The sequence below is a fragment of the Erythrobacter sp. genome, assembly GCA_019739335.1.
GTDB lineage: Bacteria > Pseudomonadota > Alphaproteobacteria > Sphingomonadales > Sphingomonadaceae > Alteraurantiacibacter.
In genome coordinates, this window is record CP073261.1 from 577,848 (window position 1) to 595,232 (window position 17,385).

The 17,385-nt window shown below is 64.0% G+C and carries 15 protein-coding genes; 8 read left to right on the forward strand and 7 right to left on the reverse strand.

The features are described 5' to 3' along the window. Positions 1-3: 3 nt before the first annotated feature. From tsaD to JY451_02950, 7 genes are all read left to right on the forward strand, one after another. Positions 4-1,041 carry a tRNA (adenosine(37)-N6)-threonylcarbamoyltransferase complex transferase subunit TsaD gene (tsaD, locus tag JY451_02920; GenBank protein QZH75582.1) on the forward strand — a complete coding sequence of 346 codons (1,038 nt, stop codon included), beginning with the start codon at positions 4-6 and terminating at the stop codon, positions 1,039-1,041. Further along, positions 1,038-2,033 carry an NAD(P)-dependent glycerol-3-phosphate dehydrogenase gene (locus tag JY451_02925; protein QZH75583.1) on the forward strand — a complete coding sequence of 332 codons (996 nt, stop codon included), beginning with the start codon at positions 1,038-1,040 and terminating at the stop codon, positions 2,031-2,033. The genes tsaD and JY451_02925 overlap by 4 nt, the downstream gene beginning before the upstream one ends. 50 nt (positions 2,034-2,083) lie before the next feature. Then, positions 2,084-3,613 carry an oligosaccharide flippase family protein gene (locus tag JY451_02930; GenBank protein QZH76520.1) on the forward strand — a complete coding sequence of 510 codons (1,530 nt, stop codon included), beginning with the start codon at positions 2,084-2,086 and terminating at the stop codon, positions 3,611-3,613. A gap of 87 nt (positions 3,614-3,700) precedes the next feature. Further along, a complete protein-coding gene (locus tag JY451_02935; GenBank protein QZH75584.1) occupies positions 3,701-4,333 on the forward strand; it encodes a hypothetical protein in 633 nt (210 codons plus the stop codon). Positions 4,334-4,459: 126 nt separating this feature from the next. After that, entirely contained in the window at positions 4,460-4,804 is a 345-nt protein-coding gene (locus JY451_02940) for a response regulator (protein QZH76521.1), read from the forward strand. Between the two features lie 75 nt (positions 4,805-4,879). Beyond that, the gene (locus tag JY451_02945; GenBank protein QZH76522.1) at positions 4,880-6,055 is read left to right on the forward strand and encodes an acyl-CoA dehydrogenase; all 1,176 of its coding nucleotides are present in this window, start codon (positions 4,880-4,882) and stop codon (positions 6,053-6,055) included. Positions 6,056-6,208: 153 nt separating this feature from the next. Further along, a complete protein-coding gene (locus JY451_02950; protein QZH75585.1) occupies positions 6,209-7,429 on the forward strand; it encodes an OmpA family protein in 1,221 nt (406 codons plus the stop codon). 101 nt (positions 7,430-7,530) lie between these two features. Here JY451_02950 and JY451_02955 read toward each other — a convergent pair whose 3' ends face one another. After that, positions 7,531-8,316, reverse strand: coding sequence for a DUF4019 domain-containing protein (locus JY451_02955; GenBank protein ID QZH75586.1), 786 nt, complete (start codon positions 8,314-8,316; stop codon positions 7,531-7,533). Positions 8,317-8,327: 11 nt separating this feature from the next. Then, entirely contained in the window at positions 8,328-11,795 is a 3,468-nt protein-coding gene (dnaE, locus tag JY451_02960; GenBank protein ID QZH75587.1) for a DNA polymerase III subunit alpha, read from the reverse strand. 139 nt (positions 11,796-11,934) lie between these two features. On the opposite strand from dnaE, the gene JY451_02965 reads away from it, so the two are divergent. Then, entirely contained in the window at positions 11,935-12,684 is a 750-nt protein-coding gene (locus JY451_02965; protein QZH75588.1) for a YIP1 family protein, read from the forward strand. A 10-nt stretch (positions 12,685-12,694) separates the two neighbouring features. Here JY451_02965 and JY451_02970 read toward each other — a convergent pair whose 3' ends face one another. From JY451_02970 to JY451_02990, 5 genes are all read right to left on the reverse strand, one after another. Next, positions 12,695-13,030 (reverse strand): hypothetical protein, encoded by a 336-nt coding sequence (locus JY451_02970; protein ID QZH75589.1) that lies wholly within the window; start codon positions 13,028-13,030, stop codon positions 12,695-12,697. Between the two features lie 88 nt (positions 13,031-13,118). Then, on the reverse strand, positions 13,119-13,397 hold the full coding sequence (locus JY451_02975; protein ID QZH75590.1) for a hypothetical protein: 279 nt from the start codon (positions 13,395-13,397) through the stop codon (positions 13,119-13,121). 46 nt (positions 13,398-13,443) lie between these two features. Further along, complete coding sequence (locus tag JY451_02980) at positions 13,444-14,130, reverse strand: ABC transporter ATP-binding protein (protein QZH75591.1); 687 nt, start codon at positions 14,128-14,130, stop codon at positions 13,444-13,446. Continuing rightward, the gene (locus JY451_02985; GenBank protein ID QZH75592.1) at positions 14,123-15,364 is read right to left on the reverse strand and encodes a lipoprotein-releasing ABC transporter permease subunit; all 1,242 of its coding nucleotides are present in this window, start codon (positions 15,362-15,364) and stop codon (positions 14,123-14,125) included. The genes JY451_02980 and JY451_02985 overlap by 8 nt, the downstream gene beginning before the upstream one ends. 241 nt (positions 15,365-15,605) lie before the next feature. Next, positions 15,606-17,375 (reverse strand): DUF885 domain-containing protein, encoded by a 1,770-nt coding sequence (locus tag JY451_02990; protein ID QZH75593.1) that lies wholly within the window; start codon positions 17,373-17,375, stop codon positions 15,606-15,608. Between the last annotated feature and the right edge of the window lie 10 nt (positions 17,376-17,385).

Consider the following 17,385-nt stretch of genomic DNA (forward strand, 5'->3'; position numbering starts at 1 on the left):
GGGATGACGCTGGTCCTCGGCATAGAAAGCTCCTGCGACGAGACCGCCGCCGCGCTGGTGGCGGGTGATCGCGTGATTCTGGCGCAGGCCATCGCCAGCCAGGAAGCCGAACACGCGCCTTATGGCGGCGTGGTGCCGGAAATCGCTGCGCGCGCCCATGCCGAACGGCTCGCCCCGCTGGTAGAGCGAGTGCTGCGCGAGGCGGGCGTGACGCTGGCCGATTGCGATGCGGTGGCGGCAACGGCCGGGCCGGGACTGATCGGCGGGGTAATCGTTGGCTTGGTCACGGCCAAGGCACTGGCAATGGCGAGCGACAAGCCAATGCTGGCAATCAATCACCTTGAAGGCCATGCGCTCTCCCCCCGGCTGGCCGATCCGGCATTGCAATTCCCCTATGCGCTGCTGCTGGTGAGTGGAGGGCATTGCCAGATCCTGCGGGTGGAAGGCGTGGGTCGTTATCAGCGTCTTTCGACGACTATCGATGATGCTTTGGGGGAGGCGTTCGACAAGAGCGCGAAGATCCTCGGCCTCGGCTATCCCGGCGGTCCGGCGGTGGAGCGGCTGGCGAAGGATGGCGATCCGGCGGCGGTGCCCCTGCCCCGCCCGCTCAAGGGCAGCAAGGAACCGCATTTCAGTTTTGCCGGGCTCAAGAGCGCGGTTTTGCGGGCGCATGAATCGGGGCAACATGCCGACGCCGATATCGCTGCCAGCTTCCAGCAAGCCGCACTCGATTGCATTCTTGACCGCACCCGCAAGGCACTGCGCGAGATGCAGCCCGTCACCGCGTTGGTCGTCGCAGGCGGAGTTGCCGCCAACCAGACGATCCGCAACGGCCTGGAGCAACTGGCAGACGAATTCGCCCTGCCCTTCACCGCGCCCCCGATGGCGCTGTGCACCGATAACGCAGCGATGATCGCCTGGGCCGGGATCGAACGGCTGATGGCAGGTTTCGCCCCCGATCCGCTCGATTACAAGGCGCGGCCGCGCTGGCCGCTCGATCCCGATGCCGCGCCCGCGCGCGGGGCAGGAGTGAAAGCATGAGTCAGGCGGCGATAGGGGTGGTCGGCGCAGGGGCGTGGGGGACCGCACTGGCGCAGGCACTGGCGAGCGACGGACGCGCCGTTCTGCTTTGGGCGCTGGAGGATGGGCTGGCGGACGCGATCAACGCGACCCGCCGCAACGTGCTTTACCTGCCCTCCGCCGAACTTGCGCCGAGCATCGAAGCGACGGGCGATTTCGTCAGCATGGCCAAGTGCGACGTCCTGCTGATCGTCACCCCGGCGCAGCACACTGCCAGCACGCTCGCAAAACTGCCGCAATATCCGCGCGATCTCGTCCTGTGTTCAAAGGGAATCGAGGCGAGCACCGGGCGGATGATGCATGTTGTCGCGCACGATGCCGCGCCCGCAAGCGACATCGCGGTCCTTTCCGGCCCCACCTTTGCGCACGAAGTCGCCGCCGGGCTGCCCTGCGCCGTCACCCTCGCCTGCGGTGGCGGCGAGGCGCAGTGGGAGCGGCTGGCCCCGGCCATCGCCCGCGCCAATTTCCGCCCCTACTATTCGGACGACGTGATCGGTGCCGAAGTCGGCGGCGCGGTGAAGAACGTGCTCGCCATCGCCTGCGGCGTGGTCGACGGGCTGGGCCTGGGCCAGAACGCCCGCAATGCCCTCATCACCCGCGGCTTTGCGGAAATGCTGCGCTTTGGGGTGGCGCTGGGCGGGCAGGCGGAAACGCTCACCGGTCTGTGCGGACTTGGCGATCTGGTGCTGACCTGCTCCTCCACCTCCAGCCGCAATTTCTCGCTCGGCAAGGCACTGGGCGAAGGGATGAGCGCCGCCGAAGCCCTGGCCGACAAGCGCACCGTCGCCGAAGGCGCGCATACCGCGCCGGTGCTGCGCCAGCTGGCGCACAGGCACGGCGTGCAGATGCCGATCACCGAAGCGGTCAACGACCTTCTCGAAGGGCGGCCCGCGCGGCGAGTGGTCGCCGACCTGCTCGCCCGCCCGCTCAAGGCCGAAGGCCTGCCGCGTTGAGCCAAACGGTGCAGGACCCAGAGAAATCTGGCGAGAAATCCGGCGAGGATATCGAAGCGCTCGCCAAGGGCGGGCGGACCAACCTGCTCGGCTTCCTGCTGCGGCTGCTCGCCCGCCTGCCATTCCTGTTCATCGCTGGCCAGCTCTACGGTGCCGAAGCGGTGGGTATCTATGCCTATGCGCTGCTGATCGTCGAACTGACCGCGCTGGTCTGCTCGATCGGCGAAAAGCGCGGGCTGGCGCAGCGGCTCGCCGAAGGCGGTGAGGCGGACGAGAAGCACGGCGGCCAGACCTGCCTGATCGCCGATTCGATGCTGGTGGCACTTGTGCTCTCGGCGGTCATGGCAGGGCTGCTGTTCGCTTTCCCCGCACCACTGTTCCCCAACGGCATGAGCCACGAGCTGGATCGCTGGATCGTGCTCGCGATTCCAGGCTATGCGCTGACCGAGATCGTGCTCGCAGCGCAGGCCTATCGCTACGATATCGCCACCACCGTCCGCGCTCGCGCGGTGGTGGAGCCGTGGACGATCTCGATCCTTGCGGGTGCGTTCTGGTTCGTCCCCGGCATCGGCGGTGCGGGGCTGGCGATGGCCTACCTTGCCTCGATCTATGCTGGCCTTGCCACCGCGCTGGTGCCGTTCTTCCGCTGCTATGGCGTGCCGCGCGGCTGGGTGCCGAACCCTTCGCGGATCGGGCGGATGGTGATGCGCGCCGCGCCTCTCGCCATGACCGATGCGCTCGAATGGGGCACGCGGCGGGTGGACCTGCTGATCCTCGGCATATTCGCCGGGTCGGTGGCCGTGGGCATCTATTACATGGCGCAGCAAGTGGCGAGCCTGCCGCAGAAGTTGAAGACCAGTTTCGAACCGATCCTCGGCCCGGTCATCACTGCCAAGCTCAAGGAAAGGGACTACGCGGCCATCGCCCGGCAAGTGTGCCAGGTCGGCTTCTGGATCGTCGCCGCGCAGGCGGGGATCGGCCTTGCGCTGGGCATTCCGGGCGAAGCGCTGATGGGGCTGCTGGGTAGCGGCGGCGAATTCGTCCCTGGCACTGCTGCGCTGGCTTTCCTGCTCGCGGCGGAGGTTGTGGCGGCCACGGCGGTCGTATCCGAAGCGGCGTTGATCTATGTTGCGCGTCTGCGCAATCTGTATGTCTCGATCGGCACCATTGCCTTGCAGGCTTTGCTTACCGTTGGCGCGATGCTGGTGATTGACCGGATCGAATTTGCCAGCCCCGAACGCGCCGATGTGTACCGCGCCGCTGCGGCTGCGGCTGCGCTGATGCTGGCGCTGGGAGTGGCTTCGGTGATCAAGGCGAAGATGCTCAGCCGCATTCTGGGCCATTCGATCAACAACTGGCGCTGGGCGCTGGTCTGGGCATCGGCAGCCGCAGTGCTGGTGGGCCAAGTGGCCATCCGCCTGCCCGAATGGATGGAACTGGCGCTCGGCGTCCCTGCCATCGTTGCAGTCTACGGCTGGATCATATGGACGCGCGGCTTCGGGCCGGAGGATCGCGTGCTGTTCCGGATGGGGAAGAAAGGTGGCGTGGAGAGCGGTGGGGATCAGCAGCGGGTCTCTTGAGCCGTTTTGGCGCTCCGGTTACTGGCTGAACTGGAACAAGGCCAACCTTCGCCGATTATCCCGACACACAAGAGAGAAGCTGAACAGATGCCCGAAATGATGCAGGACAATCTCCTCTACATCCTCATCGCGCTGGTGATCGCCGTGCTGCTGGCTTTCTGGCTGTTCCACGCCACCCGCCGCACGAGGGTGGAACGGGAAGACCGGCAGGACGATGTTTCCGCCCGTCGCAATCAGGCGCTAATCGATGCTGCCCCGGCGGCGCGAAAAGACGATCTCGACAAGCGCGCATCTGCCAATCTGGTGCACAGCACCGAGGATCAGGAGACCATGGCCAGTGCAGCATCACCGGGTCCGGTTTCCGGCTCGGCGAACACGCAGGGCGTAGCCGCTGCCACCGCCGGTGCGGACGCGGAAGCAGGTGCTGCTATTCCCGCCCGAGAGGCAATGCACGAAGTGCCGCAGGAGGTCGCAGTCTCGGGGACTGACGATCTCAGTCGTATCAAGGGCGTCGGCCCCAAACTCGTCGCCATCCTCCACGATCAGGGCGTCACCAGCTTCGCCCAGATCGCGGCATGGGATGATGCCGCGATCGACCGGATCGACGCCCGGCTCGGTCGGTTCGAAGGCCGAATTCGGCGCGATGACTGGGTCGAACAGGCGCGCCTGCTCGCGGCCGAGGACCTGACCGGATATGAAGCACGTTTCGGCAAGGTATGAACACCGAGGCTACTTTTCCCGGAACCGTAAAGTCCTCCCTTTCGTAGTATGTCACGCGGACTGGACAGGCGGCGGACATCGGAAACCATAATGGCAGCCCAAGTAAGACAGGATAAGCAAAGCATTCTGGTGGTGGAGGACGAATTCATCATCGCGCTCGACCTCAGTGAAACCGTGCGTGATCTCGGTTTCCGCGTAACCGGACCATTTGCGGACAAGGACCACGCGATGATCGCCATCGCCGAGGAACTGCCCGATCTCGCCATTCTCGACGTGATGACCGCCAGCGGAGAAGTCTTCCCGCTTGCCGATGCCCTGGTCGCTTCTGGAGTGCCGATCATCTTCCATTCCGGGCATTGCACCAGCGCCGACATTGCCTCGCGCTATCCCGGTGCATTGGCAGCGTCCAAGCCGTGCCCGCCTGCTATCCTGATTGAGATGATCGAGAACGTGCGGGGCCGCGCACGCTAGGGCAAACAACACTCCTTGCCGCGCCTTATGCAAGAAACTAGGGGCGGTTTCAAAGGAGACTAGTTCATGGCCGCTATGGTGCCTTTTGATTGGGCCGATCCCTTCGCGCTCGATGACCAGCTGACGGAAGATGAGCGCATGGTGCGCGATGCCGCACACGGGTTTGCGCAATCCGTGCTGCAACCGCGCGTGATCGAAGCCTATGCCAACGAATTGGACGCGCCCGAACTGTTCCCGCTGATGGGCAAGGCAGGCCTGCTCGGCGTGACCATCCCCGAAGAATTCGGCGGCGCGGGAGCCAGCTATGTCGCTTACGGGCTGGTGGCGCGCGAAATCGAGCGAGTGGATAGCGGCTACCGCTCGATGGCGAGCGTGCAGTCGAGCTTGGTTATGTATCCTATCCACGCCTACGGTTCGGACGACCAGCGGGCCAAGTACCTCCCTGGCCTCGCGAGTGGCCGGTTGATCGGCTGCTTCGGCCTGACCGAGCCCGACGCCGGATCGGACCCGGCCGGGATGCGCACCGTGGCGAAGCGGGATGGCGAAGGTTATTCGATCTCCGGCTCGAAAACGTGGATTTCCAACGCACCGTTTGCCGATGTTTTCGTGGTCTGGGCAAAGAGCGAGGCGCACGGCGGCAAGGTTCGTGGCTTCGTGCTGGAGAAGGGCATGGCGGGCCTCAGCGCACCGAAGATCGGCGGCAAGCTGTCGCTGCGGGCCAGCACCACCGGAATGATCCAGATGGATGAGGTGAAGTTGCCGGCCGATGCGCTGTTACCCAATGTCGAAGGCATCAAGGGTCCGTTCGGTTGCCTCAACCGCGCACGCTACGGGATTTCATGGGGAAGTATGGGTGCAGCCGAATTCTGCTACCATGCAGCCCGCCAATACGGACTCGACCGACGCCAGTTCGGTGTGCCGCTGGCGAGCAAACAACTTTACCAGCTCAAACTGGCCGACATGGTGAGCGAGATCGCGTTAGGCCTGCAAGCCTCGCTGCGAGTCGGACGACTGATCGACGATGGTCGTTTCGCGCCGGAAATGATCAGCGTGGTGAAGCGCAACAACGTCGGCAAGGCACTCGCCATCGCCCGCGCCGCGCGCGACATGCATGGTGGCAACGGAATCTCCGAGGAATATCAAGTCATGCGTCACATGGCTAACCTGGAAACGGTGAACACCTACGAGGGCACGCATGATGTCCATGCACTTATCCTAGGCCGCGCGATCACCGGCATCTCTGCATTTTGACGACATTTGCCTTCTCCAGCAGGTGGCGTATTTCTGCAACACTACGGCCGTGCCGTAAAATTTTACTTCGCAGTTGCGGAACCTTGCGGCATTAGAGGGATTGCGAATGATGTTGCGGGGTGGATGGTGCCCGCGTGATCTGAAGGGAATAAAATGAGAAAACTACTACTTTCCGCGTCCGTTGCGGCGCTTGCCATTCCGGGGGTCGCTCAGGCGGACCCCTATATCGCCATTAGCGGCGGTGTCGCCACGGCAGAAAATGCTGACAACACGGGCGTCATCGAATCTGAAATCCCCGCGATGCCTACTTCGAACAATTCGCGACCCGCGATTCCCGCCGGCACCGGCTATTCGTTCGAAACCAACGCGGATCTCGGCTGGAACGCCAACGCTCAGATTGGCTATGCTTTCGACAACGGACTGCGCATCGAACTCGACGGCAGCTATGTCACTTACGATCTCGAATATCATCGCGATTTCGTGCTGGGTGGCACGCTGATCGAAGATCCCGACGCCAATATCCTGACGCGCGGTGCGCCGACCGGTCTTTCCGTCGGTGAAGCGCTGGCCGATGCCCGCGGCGACGTGGAAAGCTACGGCGGTTTCCTCAACATCCTGTATGATTTCGATCTGGGTTCGGTGAAACCATACATCGGTGCCGGTGCCGGTATCTATGTGATCGACGTGGACTATGCCCCGTCGGGCGTGCTGATTGCCAACGATGCAGACACCACCTTTGCCTATCAGGGCATCGCCGGTGTCTCGGGCGAACTTTCGGATCGTGTGGAGCTGTTCGCGGAATACAAGTATCGCGGCCTGTTCGACGAAGCCGACATTGACAACCGACTGATCCCGGGCCAGTTCAGCGTGGACACCACGCAGCATATCGGTTCGCTGGGCCTGCGGTTCATGCTGGGTGGCGATGTGGCTCCGCCTCCTCCGCCTCCCCCGCCTCCTCCGCCCCCGCCGCCTCCGCCGCCTCCGCCTCCTCCGCCCCCGCCGCCTCCGCCGCCGCAGGCGCAGTGCAACACCGGGCCTTACATCGTGTTCTTCGACTGGGATCAGTCGGCGATCACGCCGGAAGCGGCTACCGTGCTCAACTCGGCCACCACTGCCTATCGCGACTGCGGCACCGCCCGCGTCATGCTGGCAGGCCACGCTGACCGTTCGGGTGCAGCCACCTACAACGTCGGCCTGTCCGAGCGTCGTAACGCTGCGGTGCGTGACTACCTCACCGGTCGTGGCATTCCTGCCGCGCGGATCAGCAGCGAAGCCTTCGGCGAATCGATGCCCCGCGTCGCCACTGCCGACGGTGTCCGCGAACTGCAGAACCGCCGCGTGGAAGTTACCTACGGCCCCGGCTCCGGTAACTAAGGGCGTTCGGGCAACTGAGCCCTAACCTGCCACAACGGCACACAAACGAAGGGCCGGGAGAGCAATCTCCCGGCCCTTTGTGTTTGCGGAGACGATCCGCTTTACCGAATGAAGTAGCCGACCACTTCCCAACCCGAATCACCTTGCAACATGATGACGGTCTCGACCGATTCTCTGTTCCGCTCCGCGAAGTCGGTGGAGAATTGCAGAACTTCGTATTCGCCTTCAGGAACCCCCGGCAGGGTGGAAGCGCGTTGCACTGTCGCGACTTCGCGTGAATTTACGGTGCCGAGAGGAGCACGAACCGGCTCGACGATTGCTTCCCATTCCGCAGCGCTCGCCTGCGACTGGAAAAAGGGCCCGGCGGCTTGCCAACTGTCTTCCCACTGACCTGCATCGACAAGCGCCAGGAACCTGCGCGCACGTTCCATCGATTCGGCCTCTGGTGCGTCGGCCTGCATGGCGGGTTCGGTACCAGTAGCTGACGGCGAAGCAGGCGGGTTCCCAGCGTAAACCAGCCCGATGACTGCTGCGGCTATGAAGATCGACATGATGAGCATTCCTCCTGATAGCCATGCCGTCCGAGAAACGGCGGCACGGCGTGTTTGCGTGAGGTCTGTATTGTCGCCCTCAGTGAGCGGCTGTGATATCCTGAAAGCATTGCGCGCATGGTTTTGGGGTCCGTTCCCCTCAATCTCCCCCAAGATTCTTGCGGCCTCGCGGCTGCTCGACACACCCATCTTGCGGCGTGCGTTGCGGAGGCGATCGTTGACCGTGTGCACCGAGATATCGAGCTCGGTGGCGCTCGATTTGGCATCATGCCCCGCCAGCAGCAGCCGCAGCGCTTCCTTCTCCTTTTCGGTCAGCTCCTCACTAGAATCGGACATTTACCGTCCCTTCAAGCCACCAGCCGCAAATGCCCGACACCCTTGATCGGGGTGAGCCGCACGTTGCCCAGGCCCTGCATCTCGGTCAGCCGCTCCAGCACATCGCTACCCAGCGCAAAGTCGCGGCCCAGCAGCACTTCGGGCTCGTGCGCTTCGCCGATGCACAGCCGCACCAGCACTTCGCCGTGCCCTGCCCGCCCTATCGTGAGCACCTCCTGCAAGGAAGCCAATCCGGCGAGATCATGGACATCAAGGGTTAGCTGCAATCGCGCCGCGCTGGTCACGTCGGCCAGGGGCCGCGCCCCGCGCACGGTGACGCGCGGTGGATCGTCCGGATTGGGCGAATCCAGCTCGACATTGAGCAGCACGCAGATGCCTTCCGCCGCCCATTGCACGAAGCTGTCGACCAGCCCCTCCTCAAAACACGCGGCACTGAACTGGCCCGAGCTGTCGGAAAAGTCGGCGCGGATGAAGGCCGCCCCGCGCTTGGTGCGGCCCTTGTTCACGCTTTCCACCAGCGCCGCCATCACCGCCGGCTGCCGCCCGCCTTCGACCCCGCCTTCCATGATCGCGGCATAAGAACGCGCGCCGTTGGCCGAGGCGATCATGCGGAATTCCTCCACCGGATGCGCGGCGAAATAGAAGCCGAAGGTCTCGCGCTCCATTTCCATCTGCCTGGTGCGCGGCCAGGCCTCGGCTTCGACCAGCTTAAGCGAGGGCTCGGCATGGTCCTCCCCGCCGAACAGCCCCGCCTGCCCGCTCGCCTTCTCGCGATTGGCGGCCTCGGCCACGGCCAGCAGCATGTCGGCATTCGCCAGCACCTTCGCACGATTGGGTTCCAGCCCGTCGAACGCCCCTGCACCTGCCAGCCCTTCGAGTTGCTTACGGTTCATCGTCCCCGCCGGAAACCGCCGGAACGCATCGTCGAGATTCTCGAACGGACCATGCGCCAGCCGCTCCGCCACAACCTGCTCCATCGCCTTCTCGCCGACATTGCGGATGCCCGCCAAGGCATATCGCACCGCCCAGCCATGCTCGGTCTGATCGACACAGAACTCGGCTTCGGAGGCATTGATACAGGGCGGCAGCAGCGCAATCCCGTTGCGCCGCGCATCGTCCACGAACACCGCCAGCTTTTCCGACTGGTGCATGTCGAAGCACATCGACGCGGCGTAGAATTCCTCGGGGTAATGGGTCTTCAGCCACGCGGTCTGGTAGCTGAGCAAGGCGTAAGCGGCGGCGTGAGACTTGTTGAAGCCGTATCCGGCGAACTTGTCGATCAGGTCGAACAGCGTGTTCGCCTCGTTCGCGGGAATGGCGGACACTTCCGCGCAACCGTCGATGAAGCGCTGACGCTGGGCGTCCATTTCCGCCTGCACCTTCTTGCCCATCGCGCGGCGCAGCAGGTCGGCATCGCCGAGCGAATAGCCCGCGAGGATCTGCGCGGCCTGCATCACCTGTTCCTGATAGACGAAAATACCGTAGGTTTCGGCGAGGATTCCTTCCAGCTTGGGATGCGGGAACTGGATCGGCTCCTCCCCCGCCTTGCGCCGCCCGAACAGCGGGATATTGTCCATCGGGCCGGGGCGGTAGAGCGAGACGAGCGCGATAATGTCCTCGAACCGCGACGGCTTCACCGCCGTCAGCGTGCGCCGCATCCCTTCGGATTCGAGCTGGAACACGCCCACAGTGTCGCCGCGCTTCATCAGCTCGTAAACCGCCGGATCGTCCCAGGCCAAGGTGTCGAGATCGACCGTGATCTCCCGCCGCGCCAGCAGTTCCACCGCCTTACGCAGCACCGAGAGCGTTTTCAGGCCGAGAAAGTCGAACTTCACCAGCCCCGAATCCTCGACATATTTCATGTCGAACTGGGTCACCGGCATATCCGAGCGCGGATCGCGATAGAGCGGCACCAGTTGCGAGAGCGGCCGGTCGCCGATCACCACGCCCGCCGCATGGGTTGAGGAATTGCGCGGGAAGCCTTCCAGCTTCATCGCCAGATCGACCAGCCGCTTGACCTCGTTGTCGTTTTCGTAGGCGCTGCGGAATTCGGCCACGCCGTTCAGCGTGCGCGGCAGCGTCCACGGATCGGTGGGATGGTTGGGCACCAGCTTGGTCAGCCGGTCCACCTGCATATAGGGCATCTGCAAAATGCGCCCGGTATCGCGTAGCACGGCGCGCGCCTTCATCTTGCCGAAGGTGATGATCTGCGCGACCTTGTCGTGCCCGTAACGCTGCTGGACGTAGCGGATCACTTCGCCACGCCGCGTTTCGCAGAAGTCGATATCGAAGTCGGGCATGGAAACGCGCTCGGGATTGAGGAAGCGTTCGAACAGCAGCCCCAGCCGGATCGGATCGAGATCGGTGATGGTGAGCGCCCAGGCCACTAGCGAGCCCGCACCCGAACCGCGCCCCGGCCCGACCGGAATTCCCTCGCCCTTGGCCCACTTGATGAAGTCGGCCACGATGAGGAAGTAGCCGGGAAAGCCCATCCCGCGGATAACCCCGACTTCGAACTCGAGCCGGTCCACATAGACCTTCAGCTCTTCGTCGGTGAGCGCCGGGTACTTTTCCAGCCGCGCCGCCAGCCCTGCCTTCGCGTCCTCCTCCAGCATCCGCGCCTCGCCTTCGAGGTCGCCCGCGAGGCTCGGCAGGATCGGCTTGCGGCGCGGCGGGGCGAAGGCGCAGCGCTGCGCGATCACCAGCGTGTTGGCCGTGGCTTCGGGCAGGTCGGCGAACAGCTCCTCCATCGCGGCGGCGCTCTTGACCCAGGCCTGCGGGTTGGAGGTCAGCCGGTCGGCACTGTCGATCTGCCCGCCGCTGGCGATGCACAGCATGGCATCGTGCGCGCTATGCATGTGCGGTTCGGCGAAGTTGGCGGGGTTGGTCGCCACCAGCGGCAGGTTCTGCGCATAGGCGAGATCGAGCAGCCCCGCCTCCGCCGCTTCCTCCAGCACTTCGCCACGCCGCGCCAGTTCGACATAGAGCCGCCCCGGAAACAGCGCCGCCAATTGCTGCGCCAGTTCGTGCGCGCGGCGTTCCTTGCCGTCCGCCAGCAACCGCGTGATCGCCCCCTCGCTTGCCCCGGTCAGCGCGATTAGGCCGTCAGTGTGACCCTGCAGCTGGCCAAGTGTGACATGCGGCTCAAGTTCCAGCGGGCGATCCAGGTGTGCTGCGGACACCAGATGGCACAGGTTGTGCCACCCCGCTTCATCCTGCGCGTAGAGCGGCAGGTAATCGACCTGCTCGCCCTCTTCGCGCAGCACCCCCAGCAAGGTGCCGATAATCGGCTGCACGCCTTCCCCCAGCGCCGCGCCCGCGAACATCGAGGCAGCATAGAGCCCGTTGCGATCGCAGATGGCAATCGCGGGAAAGCCGCGCTCCTTCGCCAGTTTGGCAATCGCCTTGGGATCGATCGCCCCTTCGAGCATCGAATAACTGGAGACGACGCGCAGTGGGACGAAGGGAGCATGGGACATGGCGCGAATGTGCAGGCGCGCGCTGCTCCAATCAAGCCCGCGATCCCCCAGCATGGGGGAAATCGGGAAGCTGTTCGCCAAACCGCCGGATTGGTGTATACTGACTTTTGGATACCAGGGTTTTCAGGGGGAAACGAAAGTGGAAAAACTGTCAGGTAATATCGATTCGACTGCGCTTGTTTCGCGCGCCAAGGGAATCCTGCTCAATCCAACCACCGAATGGGCGCAGATCGCTACCGAACGCGATCAACCCAAAGACGTGTTCCTGCGCTATGCTCTGCCGCTGGCTCTGATTTCACCGATTGCCAGCTTCATTGGTGGCCAGGTGTTTGGCCTCGGCGGGTTCGGCATCAGCATCAGTATCGGCCTGATGACCGGGCTGACCATTGCTATTACCAGCTTCGTGCTATCGCTGGTGGGGCTATTTATCGTCGCCTTTGCTGCCAACTTCCTCAGCCCCAAGTTCGGCGGGCGGGATGATTTTCCGGCAGCCTTCCGCTTGGTCGCCTACAGCTGGACCGCCGCATGGCTGGCAGGGATTTTCGGCCTACTTCCGGCGCTGAGTATTCTCGGTATCCTCGGCCTTTACAGCCTGTACCTCCTCTACAAGGGCTCAGGTCCGGTAATGGGCGTGCCCGAAGACAAAGCGGTCGGCTATACGGTGGTGACCATCGTTGCGGCCATCGTGGCGCAGATCATTATCGGCGTATTGGTGACGGCCATAACCGGCCCGATGCTGATGGCCAACGCCGGAATGGGCAGCGGCGCGATCGATATCGACATGGGCGAAGCCGGGAGCATGGAAAGCAACGGTGACGGCACCATGACCATCACCGGACCGGACGGTGAGGAAGTGACCATCACTGTGGACAGCAACAAGAGCGAATAGCGCGCTGCGCCTATTCCGTCTCCGCAGCGGCAGCCGCGATCTTGCGTCGCGTCTGCCGCACCTGCGATACCGCGCCGTAAACCACCAGCACGGCGAGGAAAATCCACACCCAGGCCGGGATATTGCGCCCAACCACGGCAAGGTAGAGATAGGCTGAGACGAAGCAGAATCCGGCCAGCATCGTCGGCAAGACGGTGCTCTTTCCCGCCCGCGCGTTCTTCACGATCCAGCCGACGCTGGCGAGGAAGAACGGGATCGCGCCGACATAGATCGCGCCGAAAATCCACGGATTCACCCCGTAGTTCTCGCCCAGCGAGAAGAACCAGTCGGACAGGGCTTCGATCATGCGGGTATTCTCCTTGCGCGGTGTATTACGCTGAACCGCGGCGAAAGGTTACCCGGCAAATGGCTGGTAGCCGCACCCGTCCCTCGCATTACCCTCCCGGATAGTCGCTCCGACCCGCCAGTTCGGCGATCTCCTCGGCGTGATAATCGCGGTCTCCGGCTTTCTCGATGTAGTACTCGGCGCGGTTTTCCGGCGGCATCGCCATCATCTGTCCGATCAATTCGGCGAATGTCCCCCGCCGCAAGCCCTTCGCGGCATCGAAAACGCCGTCACCATCTCCAGTGCGGTGAAGCGTGGCGCGGTCGTCCCATTGGACGCCGGGGCGGTGGGTGTCCTCGGCGCGATAGGTGCTGGGATGGTCGGTCATGGCAATCTCCTTTGCCTTGCCAACGCACCAGCCCGCCATCGGGTTTCTATTCGATCCGGCCTTCGTGAAGGCGGACCAGACGGTCCATCCGCGCAGCCAGCCGCTCGTTGTGCGTCGCCACCAGCGCGGCACTGCCCTGCCCGCGCACCAGTTCGAGAAATTCACCGAGCACCCGTTCGGAGGTCTTCTCGTCGAGATTGCCGGTGGGCTCGTCCGCCAGCACCAGTTGCGGCTTGTTCGCGAGCGCACGGGCGACGGCAACCCGCTGCTGCTCCCCGCCCGACAGCTTGCTGGGCCGGTGATCGAGCCGGTGTTCCAGCCCCAGCGCGCCGAGCAATTGCTGCGCCCGCACCGTAGCCTCGGCGCGGGTCTTGCCTACCAGCAATTGCGGTAGCACCACGTTCTCGACGGCAGTGAAATCAGGCAGCAGGTGGTGGAACTGGTACACGAAACCCAGATGATCGCGCCGCAACGTGGTCCGCTCGGCAGAGTTGAGCGCACTGGCATCCTGCCCGGCGATCTCGATCTTGCCCGAGAACCCCCCCTCAAGCAGCCCTACCGCCTGCAACATCGTCGATTTGCCCGAACCCGAGGGGCCGAGCAGCGCAACGATCTCGCCCGGCGCAATGGTAAGGTTCACTCCGTTCAGCACGTCGATCCGCACTCCGCCCTGCTCGAAGCTGCGGGCAAGGTTGGTCAGCCGGACAACCGGGGTGTAGGTATCATCATTCATAGCGGAGCACCTCGACCGGATCGGTGTTGGAGGCGCGATAGGCCGGGTAGAGCGTGGCGAGGAAGCTCAGCCCCATCGCCATGCCCGCGATCATCAGGATCTCCGTCGGGTCGGTCTTGGACGGCAACTCAGTGAGGAACCGCACTTCGGGGTTCCACACTTCCAACCCGAAAGCAGTGCTCAATCCGGTGACAATCCCGTTGCGGAAGAACAGCACCAGGAAGCCCAAAGCCAGCCCCGCACAGGTGCCGAGGACCCCGATTACCGAGCCGGTGGTGACGAAGATCTTCATCAGGCTGCGCCGCGTTGCCCCCATCGTGCGGATGATGGCGATGTCGCGGGTCTTGCTTCGCACCAGCATAACGAGCGAGGAGAGGATGTTGAACGCCGCCACCAACACGATGATCGACAGGGCGAAGAACATCGCCACCCTTTCCACCTGCAAGGCCTCGAACAGCGAAGAGTTCATGGTCTGCCAGGTTGCGATCTGCGCGGTGCCCTGCAGTTGCGCCTGCACCGGAGCGAGGATTTCCTCCACCCGGTCGGCATCCTCGGTCTGCACTTCGATCATGCCGATCGAATCGCCGGTCATCAGCAGCGTCTGCGCGACCGGGATCGGCATGACCACGAACCGCTTGTCGAATTCATAGACCCCCACTTCGAACACGGCTGTGACGGTATAGCCGACCTGCCGGGGCACGGTGCCGAACGGGGTGGTGCGGCCCTGCGGGTTGATGATCGTCAGCGTATCGCCGAGCCGCAAGCCTAGGTTTTCCTGTAACCGCGCACCAATGGCGACATTGCGCTCGCCGTCCTGCAAGCTGGCCAGATCGCCCGCCAGCAGGTGCTGGTTCATCTGGCCGATGTCTTCCATCGTGTTGCCACGCACGAAGATCGCTTCGGCCCGCCCGTTGAAACTGGCGAGCAGCGGCTGTTCGATCAGCGGGCTGGCGCTGACTACGCCGGGAGTCGCCTCGATGTCCTCAAGCAGCCCTTCCCAGTTCTCCAGCCTTCCGCCGAAGCTCTGCACCACGGCATGGCCGTTCAGGTTGGTGATCCTATCGAGCAGCTCGGCGCGGAAGCCGTTCATCACGCTCATCACGATCACCAGCATGGCGACCGAGAGCATGACGACGGTGATGGAAATCCCCGCCACCAGCGCAATCACGGCCTCGCTGCGGCCCGGCAGCATGTAGCGCTTGGCGATGGACCATTCGAAAGGGGAAAGGATCACTGGAAAGTCGTTCCTGCTTGGCTGGCGCTTCCTCTAGGGCGGCCAGCCTTTCGCTGCAATGAAGAACAGGGCTCTCCCCGCCCTTCCTCGGCCCGTATCGACGGGTAATTATGGAGCACATGGAGCACTGTTCTGGGAGGAAAAACAGCCACTGAATTCATTGGCAAATCCTGGGACGGGCGGCGGACTGGCTGTTGGAATTGCATTCCGTCGTTCTGACACTTTTCCCGCCTGTAGGAAATCACTCCGCCAGTTGCGCCGCGATCCACCCGTCCACATGCGCTTCGAGCACATCCAACGGCACCGAGCCGTTTTCCAGCACCGTATCGTGGAAGGCGCGCAGGTCGAACCGCTCTCCCAGCGCCGCCTCCGCCCGCGTCCGCAGTTCACGGATTTTCAGTTCGCCCAGCTTGTAGGCCAGCGCCTGTCCCGGCCAGGTGATATAGCGGTTGACCTCGGCGTTGATATTGCCTTCGGACAGCGCGGTGTTGTCCAGCATGTAATCGACCGCCTGCTGCCGGGTCCAGCCAAGCGCGTGGAGGCCGGTATCGACCACCAGCCGGTTTGCCCGCCACATCTCGTAACTCAGCCGCCCCATCTGCTTGGCGGGCGTATCGTACAGCCCCATCTCGATGCCGAGCCGCTCCGAATAGAGCCCCCAGCCCTCGACGAACACGGTGAAGAAGGTGCCGTTCTGCCGCAGCGGATGGACATCGAGTTCCTGTTGTAGTGCGATCTGGTGGTGATGCCCCGGCACGGCCTCATGCACGCCGAGCGCGGGCAGTTCCCACAGAGGCCGCTGGTCCAGCTCGGTCAGGTTGAGGCGATAGATGCCTGGCTGCCCGGTCGCCACCGATCCGCTTTCGTAATAGGCAGTGGTATTGCCGGGAGCATTGGCGGCGGGGATCGGCTGCACCGTATAAGGCAGGCGCGGCAGGCGGCCGAACAAGCGCGGCATCCACCCGTCGATCTCCTTCGCCAGTGCGGCGGTATATTGCAGGTAGCTCTCCGCATCGGTGGGGTAATACTGCGGATCGGTGCGCAGGTGCTCGATAAACGCCTCGCGGCTGGCGAACCCGGCTTCCGCCGCCACTGCTTCCATTTCCGCCCGGATCCGCGCGACTTCGCTGAGGCCGAGATCGTGGACCTGCTGCGGCGTCATGTCGGTGGTGGTGAAGCTGCGCACGCGGTAGGCGTAGTAGTCCTGCCCATTGGGCGTGCCGCCAACCCCCGGCGCGGCGTCGGCGCGGCAGGCGGGGGCATAGTCCTGCGTATAGAAATCGGCAAAGCTGCGCAGGCCCGCGAACGCCCCTTCGCTGATCGCGCTGCGCCCGCGCGCTTGCAAGGCCCCCCAGTCGGCTTCGGAAATCGTTGCCGGGCGGGTGGCGAAGGCGCTCCACCACACCGATTCCTCCGGGCTGGCGGCGATCAGGCCGGTGATCGAATTTTCGTAACCCTGCATCGGCTCGCACGGCTGGGTGAGGCCGAGTTCGATGGCGGTCTCGCTGCGGTCAATGATGTGGGCAACATATTCGGGAAAGGCTTCCAGCCGCCCGAGATAGCTCTCATAATCCTGCGCGGTGAACAGCGGCGAACCATAAGGCAGCCCCGCAATCGCCCCCTGCGGCCCGCCGCGATTGGTGAAGACGATGTAACGGCTGTGATCGAACGTAGCCGCCTCCAGCGTATCGCGGAAGTCCCGCGCCATGATCGCGTAGTCGATCCGCAGGGGTTCGGGCAGGTCGCCCGCGTCGATGGCTTCCAGCCGCGCGAGGAACGCCCGCGTCTGCTCCACCTGCGCGTCATACCCGGCAAGCGAGGCGTCCCCCAGCAGCCCGTCCCCGCGCCGGTCGCCGATCGAAGTGGCGAGGTTGGGCGAATTGTCGAGCGTCCACTGCCACACTTCCTCGCGCAAGGTCGCGAAATCTTCCTCGGCGGACTGGGCGAGCGCGGACTGCGCGAAGGCGAGCGTGAGCGCGAGGGCGGAGGCGGCGAGGAAGCGGCGGGTCATGTCGGGGGAC

Coding starts and splice junctions, on each gene's coding strand:
- JY451_02950 (QZH75585.1), top strand. CDS start 6,209: ATGAGAAAACTACTACTTTCCGCGTCCGTTGCGGCGCTTGCCATTCCG.
- JY451_02945 (QZH76522.1), top strand. CDS start 4,880: ATGGTGCCTTTTGATTGGGCCGATCCCTTCGCGCTCGATGACCAGCTG.
- JY451_02925 (QZH75583.1), top strand. CDS start 1,038: ATGAGTCAGGCGGCGATAGGGGTGGTCGGCGCAGGGGCGTGGGGGACC.
- JY451_02980 (QZH75591.1), bottom strand. CDS start 14,130: ATGAATGATGATACCTACACCCCGGTTGTCCGGCTGACCAACCTTGCC.
- dnaE (QZH75587.1), bottom strand. CDS start 11,795: ATGTCCCATGCTCCCTTCGTCCCACTGCGCGTCGTCTCCAGTTATTCG.
- JY451_02955 (QZH75586.1), bottom strand. CDS start 8,316: ATGTCCGATTCTAGTGAGGAGCTGACCGAAAAGGAGAAGGAAGCGCTG.
- JY451_02990 (QZH75593.1), bottom strand. CDS start 17,375: ATGACCCGCCGCTTCCTCGCCGCCTCCGCCCTCGCGCTCACGCTCGCC.
- JY451_02970 (QZH75589.1), bottom strand. CDS start 13,030: ATGATCGAAGCCCTGTCCGACTGGTTCTTCTCGCTGGGCGAGAACTAC.
- JY451_02935 (QZH75584.1), top strand. CDS start 3,701: ATGCCCGAAATGATGCAGGACAATCTCCTCTACATCCTCATCGCGCTG.
- tsaD (QZH75582.1), top strand. CDS start 4: ATGACGCTGGTCCTCGGCATAGAAAGCTCCTGCGACGAGACCGCCGCC.
- JY451_02975 (QZH75590.1), bottom strand. CDS start 13,397: ATGACCGACCATCCCAGCACCTATCGCGCCGAGGACACCCACCGCCCC.